This window comes from Kitasatospora sp. NPDC059088, assembly GCF_042738155.1.
In the GTDB taxonomy this organism is placed as follows: Bacteria; Actinomycetota; Actinomycetes; order Streptomycetales; family Streptomycetaceae; genus Kitasatospora.
The window spans coordinates 1-6,189 of the sequence record NZ_JBHYGR010000239.1; the positions used below are offsets into that span (position 1 = coordinate 1).

General features: G+C 74.8%; 3 protein-coding genes and 1 pseudogene. 2 read left to right on the forward strand and 2 right to left on the reverse strand.

What is annotated here, in order from left to right:
- Window positions 1-305 precede the first annotated feature (305 nt).
- A pseudogene (locus ACFWXO_RS44430) lies at window positions 306-1,592 on the reverse strand (SpoIIE family protein phosphatase); the annotation flags it as partial.
- A 170-nt stretch (window positions 1,593-1,762) separates the two neighbouring features.
- A complete protein-coding gene (locus tag ACFWXO_RS44435) occupies window positions 1,763-3,148 on the reverse strand; it encodes an NAD(P)/FAD-dependent oxidoreductase (protein WP_380532737.1) in 1,386 nt (461 codons plus the stop codon).
- A gap of 538 nt (window positions 3,149-3,686) precedes the next feature.
- Between ACFWXO_RS44435 and ACFWXO_RS44440 the strand changes: the two genes are divergently transcribed.
- Window positions 3,687-4,559 (forward strand): TetR/AcrR family transcriptional regulator, encoded by an 873-nt coding sequence (locus ACFWXO_RS44440; protein WP_380532731.1) that lies wholly within the window; start codon window positions 3,687-3,689, stop codon window positions 4,557-4,559.
- Between the two features lie 444 nt (window positions 4,560-5,003).
- On the forward strand, window positions 5,004-6,189 hold a 1,186-nt coding region (locus tag ACFWXO_RS44445), incomplete at its 3' end, for a sigma-70 family RNA polymerase sigma factor (protein WP_380532734.1).

A 6,189-nucleotide genomic window follows, 5' to 3' on the forward strand; every position in this document is an offset into this window, starting at 1 on the left:
CTTGACGCCCCGTCCGACGTTTCAAACTCTAGCCGATCCCCGCTCCGAAAAGCGAATCCGGCCGCAATCCGATAAACAGCGCACGCCGAATAAGCGCCGAGCCGAGACGCGAAAAAGCGAAACGACCGGCACGAACCGGAAGTGGTGTTTCAAGGGATTGGCTGCCGCGGGGCCGTCCGCGCAGATGCGTGTCCGGTGCTCCATGACAGGCAGCTCGAAGAACACTAGACCTCTGGAGTGGCCGAGTCAAGCACGGCAAGCGAATTTTCGGTGCCGCCCGCGGTGCCGCCCTCGGCGCCCTGCCTGCCCTCGTCCGCCGGCAGCTGGAAGGCCAGGACGGCGACGTCGTCGTCGTGCTCCGAGGTCACGCCCATCGCCCGGAGGAGCCGGGCGCAGATCACCTCGGGGGCGCCGACCGCGCCGGTGAGGGTGCGGGCCAGCAGGTCGAGGCCCTGGTCGATGTCCTCGTCGCGGCGCTCGACCAGTCCGTCCGTATAGAGGACGCCGGTGGTGCCGGGGAGCAGGCGCAGGGTGTGGGAGACGTGCAGGCCGTCCCCGGTGCCGAGCGGGGGGCCGTTCTGCTCCTCGCTGCGCAGGATGGTGCCGTCGGGGCAGCGCAGCAGCATGGGGAGGTGGCCGGCCGACGCGTAGGAGAGGGTGCGGCGGCTCGGGTCCCAGACGGCGTAGGTGCAGGTGGCGATCTGGTTGGCGTCGATCTCCATGGCGAGGCCGTCGAGCAGGCGCATCACCTCGTGCGGGGGGAGGTCGAGCCGGGCGTAGGCGCGTACGGCGGTGCGGAGCTGGCCCATCACGGCGGCGGCCCGCAGGCCCCGGCCCATGACGTCGCCGATGACGAGTGCCGTGCGACCGCCGTCGATGGCGATGACGTCGTACCAGTCGCCGCCGACCGCGGCCTCGGCGCCGCCCGGCTGGTAGGTGGCGGCGACCCGCAGGTCGGCGGGCTGGTCGAGCTTCTGCGGGAGCAGGCTGCGCTGGAGGGTGACGGCGGCCTCGCGCTGGCGGCGTTCGGCTTCGCGCAGGCGGGCGGCGGCGAGCACCTGGTCGGTGACCTCGGCCGCGAAGATCAGGACGCCGGCCGGCGGGCCCTCGGCGGGGGTGTCACCGGTGTCGCCCGGGCCGAGCGGGACGCAGGAGACGTTGTAGTAGCGGTTGCCGGTGAGCCCGAGGATGCAGCGCGCCTTGACGCTCCGGGGGCGGCCGCCGCGGATGACCTGGTCCATCAGGGGCAGGACGCCCATGGTGCCGAGTTCGGGGAGGGCCTCCCCCGCGGGCAGGCCGGTGGGGCGTTCGCCGAAGAGTTCGCGGTAGGCCCGGTTGGCGTAGCCGAGCTGGTGGAGCGGGCCGTAGGTGACGGCGACCGGGGCGGGGATGCGGTTGAGCACCTCGCGCAGGTTCTGCGGTTTGAGGGGGTCGAGGAGTTCGGCGGTGGCGGCGGGGCTGGTGGGGTCCCGGGGGCCGGGGACGACGATGCCGTCGGTGGAGGGCGTGCCCTCGTCGGTGCCGGCCCCGTTGGACGGGGCGGCACGCCAGGGGACTCCGGTGAGCCGGGCGCTCCAGCGCATGAGGTTCAAACGACGGCCGCTTCCTCGTTTTCCAGGCATATCATCACTTTTTGTGTGCACAGCATCACATGGGGTAATGACCAGTTCGGGCTGATCCTGTCAGGCGGAGGCCCGGTTCCGGAAGTCGCGCGCCCGGCGTGGCCGTCGGTTCGGCTCCGGACCCCTGGCGGCGGGGTCACTCATCGGGGGGCGTCCGGCCCGGCACCGGACGGCCGCTCCGGCCCGGAATCGAAACCGCCCTCGAAGGCCGAACGCGGGTTCTCCATCGCCCCCAGCGAGACCACCTCGCGGGAGAACACCCCGCCGAGCACCCAGTCCATCAGCACCCGGACCCGTCGCTCCGCGCTCGGCAGCCGCCGCAGGTGCCGGGCCCGGTGCAGCCACCACGCCCGCCGTCCGGTGAGCCGGCCGCCGCGCCGGGTGTGGGCGACGGCCCGGTGCAGCCCCAGCGAGGTGGAACAGGCGGCCGGCCCGGGGCGGTACTCGACGAGGCCCGGCGCGTGCGGTCCACCCGCCAGCGCGACCGCGATGTTGCGGGCGAGCAGCTCGGCCTGGGCGAAGGCGTGCTGGGCGTTGGGCGCGCAGGGGGCGCCGTCCGCGTTCGGGTCGGGTACGGCGGCGCAGTCGCCGGCCGCCCAGACCCCGGGCAGTGCCCGCCCGTCCGGGCCGACGGCCTGGAGGGTGGCCAGGCAGCGGACCCGGCCGGCCGTGTCCAGCGGCAGGTCGGTGTCGCGCAGCAGCGGCGAAGGCCGGACGCCCGCCGTCCAGACCAGGGTGCGGGCGCCGAAGCGGCTGCCGTCGGAGAGCGCGGCGACCCCGTCGGCGGCGGACTCCAGGGTGGTGCGCAGGCGGACGTCGACGCCGCGTTCGCGCAGCTGGCCGAGGGTGTGCTCGGCGAGGTCGGCGGACTCCTCGGCGAGGATCCGGTCGCCGGACTCGACCAGGACCCAGCGCAGGTCCTCGGCGCGGACGTTGTGGTAGCTCCGCACGGCGGTGCGGGCCATGTCCTCCAGCTCGGCCAGCGCGCCGACGCCCGCGTAGCCGGCGCCGACGAAGACGAAGGTGAGCGCGGACTGCTGCAGGGCCGGGTCGCGGGTGGCGGAGGCGAGGTCGAGCTGCTCCAACACGTGGTTGCGCAGGTGCACCGCCTCGCCGACGGTGGAGAAGCCGAGCCCGTGCTCGGCCAGGCCCGGCACCGGAGCGGTGCGGGAGACCGACCCCGGGGCCACCACCAGGACGTCGTAAGGGAGTTCGAGCGGCGCCGGGGTCTCGCCGGGGCTCGCGGCGTCGGCCAGGGCGCGCCGGGCGGCGTGTTCGACGCGGGTGATCCGGGCGGTCACCACCCGGCAGTGCGGCAGGGCCCGGCGCAGCGGGACGACCACGTGCCGGGGATCGATCGAACCGGCCGCGACCTCGGCCAGCAGCGGATGGTAGGTGGAGTACGCCTGGGGCTCGACCACGGTGATCTCCACCTCGCGGCGCCGCAGCTGTTCCCGCAGGACGCGCTGGAGGTGGAGTGCGGTGGCCATCCCGGCGCAGCCGCCGCCGACGATCAGGATCCTGATGGTGCACCTCCTGCCGGTGTGACGATTCGTCCCGGCCTCGCGGCCGGGGGTGTCCCCCCATCACGCCCCCCTATGAAGGACCGTCGGGGGTGGTCTTGTCCACAGTCCGTACGGGGCTGGTTGCGACGGAAGTGACGGGCGTGGCCAGTTGTGCTTCCCGGGCGACTTTCTGACGCACTTTCGGCTTCGAAGAGCCGTGAACTATGGTCGGATTGTGTGCCGGAGCGGCCACCGCCATGACAACCGGCGGCGACGCACCGTGGAGCGGCCACTACGGCCAGTTCCAGCGTTGGCGCGAGATCCCGACTGGGGGAGAGTCATCCGGGGAAGGGTAGTTCCCGGACGAGGCCCCGGTCGGTGCCGACGCGCCGAGCCGGACGCCGATGCGGTCCGGCGGCACGACCGTGGTCACCGGAACGCGACGGGCGGCACGAGCAATGGGTCATCTGGTCACTTCTGACGAGCTGAGCTGCACCGGGGGGTGCAGGGGCGGGCGACGACAGGGTCCGGTTTCGGACGCCTGCGGGGGAGAGTTGGGATGATGGAACAGAAGCAGGCATTGGGGCGGGCGAGCACACCGCACGCCGGACAGGGCATGGTCCCGGAGCAGCGCGGCCCGGTGGACCTGCCACCGGGCGGGATGTCGTACGCGGCGGTCCCGTACCGGACGGAGCCCCCGCAGGCCACCGCGCCGGTGCCCGGGGCCCGGCTCCGGGTCGACGCGCGGCGGAACCTGGAGAGCGTGCTGCGCGCGGCCCGGGAGGTGTTCGGCGAGTTCGGCTACGGCGCTCCGATGGAGGAAGTGGCGCGCCGGGCCGGGGTCGGGGTCGGCACGGTCTACCGGCGGTTCCCGAGCAAGGAGGTGCTGGTCCAGCGGATCGCCGCCGAGGAGGTGGCCTGGCTGACCGCGCAGGCGCGGGAGTCGCTGTACGGCGGCGACGGCGCCTGGGAGGCACTGGCCGGCTACCTGGCCCGGGCGGTCGGCACCGGGGCGGGGCGGCTGCTGCCGCCGGAGGCGTTCCGGTACGCGGAGGAGCTGGGCCGGGTGCCCGAGCAGCGGGCTCCGGAGGCGCCGGCTGCCGTGCGCTTCGACCTGCGCGGCGAGGAGTCGCGCTCCGGGGCGCCGGTCGAACCCTCGGCGGCGGACGCCGATCCGCGGCTGCTGCTGCAACTGCTGGCCGCCCTGGTGGCGCGGGCCGGTGCGGCGGGCGAACTGCGGCCGGGCGTCACGGTGTCGGACGTGGTGCTGGTGCTGACCGCGTCGGTACCGGTGCACGCGGCGCGGCCCTCGGTCACGGCGCCGCCGTCGGCCGGTTTCACGGCGACCGGTCCGCAGCCCGACGGTCAGTCGGCTCCGGGGCCGTCGGACCGGCTGCTGCAGCTCCTGTTGGACGGTCTGCGGGCCCGCTGACCCCGGCTCGGACCGCCCCGGGGCACGGGGCGGTGCCGGTCGCGTCGGTACGGGCGTCGGTCCAGGCACGGTCGACGCACCCGACGGGCCCGGAAGTTGGACGGGACCCGGACAGGAATCGGACGGGACTCGGACGGGACTCGGACGGGAGTTGCGCGGGACACCGGCGCGCGGACAGGTCACGCGCGCCGGGTGCGGCCATCGTGCGACCCCGCGCAACACGCTGGGCGAACACGGCGCGAGGGCCCCTCGGAAGAGTGGGTACCGGCCGGTCCGGCTACCGCCCGTCCCTGCGCTATGCCATCCTTTGCCCGTGGTTGGAGCCAATGTCCCGATGCGCGCCCTTCGCGCGCCGTCGGCGCCGTACGCCGGGGAACCGTGCGCCTACGCACTCCCGCGCGCCCTGCCACACTACGGGGGCTGTCGTGGAATCTGGGGTCCGTTGTGAGCGCCGAGGAACAGAACGACTACGGGTACGGCCTCGACTTCGGGGGCTACTCCGGTAGCGCGGCCGAAGGGTCCGCCGCGGGCCCCGGCGGCACCGGGGCCGCCCAAGTACCCGGCGCCGCAGCCGGTTCGGGCCCGACCCCCGGTTCGAGCCCCGGACACGTCCCCGACCAGGCCGGGATGCCCAGCCGCGAGACGCTGTCCGCCTCCGCCGCCGCGCTGCCGCCCGGCCGGGTGCCCGGCCAGGCCCCCGCCGGCCGCGGCCGCGTCGCCCCCGAGGCCTTCGTCGGCGACGGGCGGACCGCCCGGCCCGGCGCCCGGCCCACCGTCCCGGCCCCCGCCGACCCGGTCGACGGCGACCGCCCGCCCTCCGATGCCGAGTTGACCGCCCGGGTCCGGGCCGGCGACGACCGCGCCTACGAGGAGATCTACCTCCGGCACGCCGACTCGGTGCGCCGCTACGCCCGCACCTGCTGCCGGGACAGCTTCACCGCCGAGGACCTCGCCGGCGAGGTCTTCGCCCGCACCCTGCAGGCGCTCAAGGCGGGCAAGGGGCCCGAGTTCGCCGTCCGCGCCTACCTGCTGACCGCCGTGCGCAACGTCGCCGCCGCCTGGACCCGCAGCGAACGGCGGGAACAACTCGTCGACGACTTCGGCGTGTTCGCCCAGACCTCGGCCGCCGTGGTCGACTACGACCTGGCCGACCCCGGCGCCGACGCCTGGGCGATGGCGATGGCCGACCAGCGGATGGTCATGCAGGCCTACGCCGAACTGCCCGAGGACGACCGGATGGTGCTCTGGCACACCGAGGTCGAGCAGGAATCGCCCAAGACCGTCGCCGTGATGCTCGGCAAGACCGCCAACGCCACCGCCGTCCAGGCCCACCGGGCCCGCGACCGACTGGCCGCCGCCTTCCTCCAGGCCCACGTCTCCGGCAGCCAGGCCGGCAGCTGCGAGGCCTACGCCAACCGGCTCGGCGCGTACGCCCGCGGCTCACTGCGCAAGCGGGCCTCGGCCGAGGTCGGACGGCACCTCAAGGAGTGCGACCGCTGCACGGCGGCCTGCCTCGAACTCGCCGAGATCAACACCGGCCTGCGCGCGCTGCTGCCCGGCGGCGTGCTGGTCTGGGTCGGGGTCGGCGGGTTCAGCGCCGCCGCGGCCGCCCTGGGCGGGGCCGCCGCCG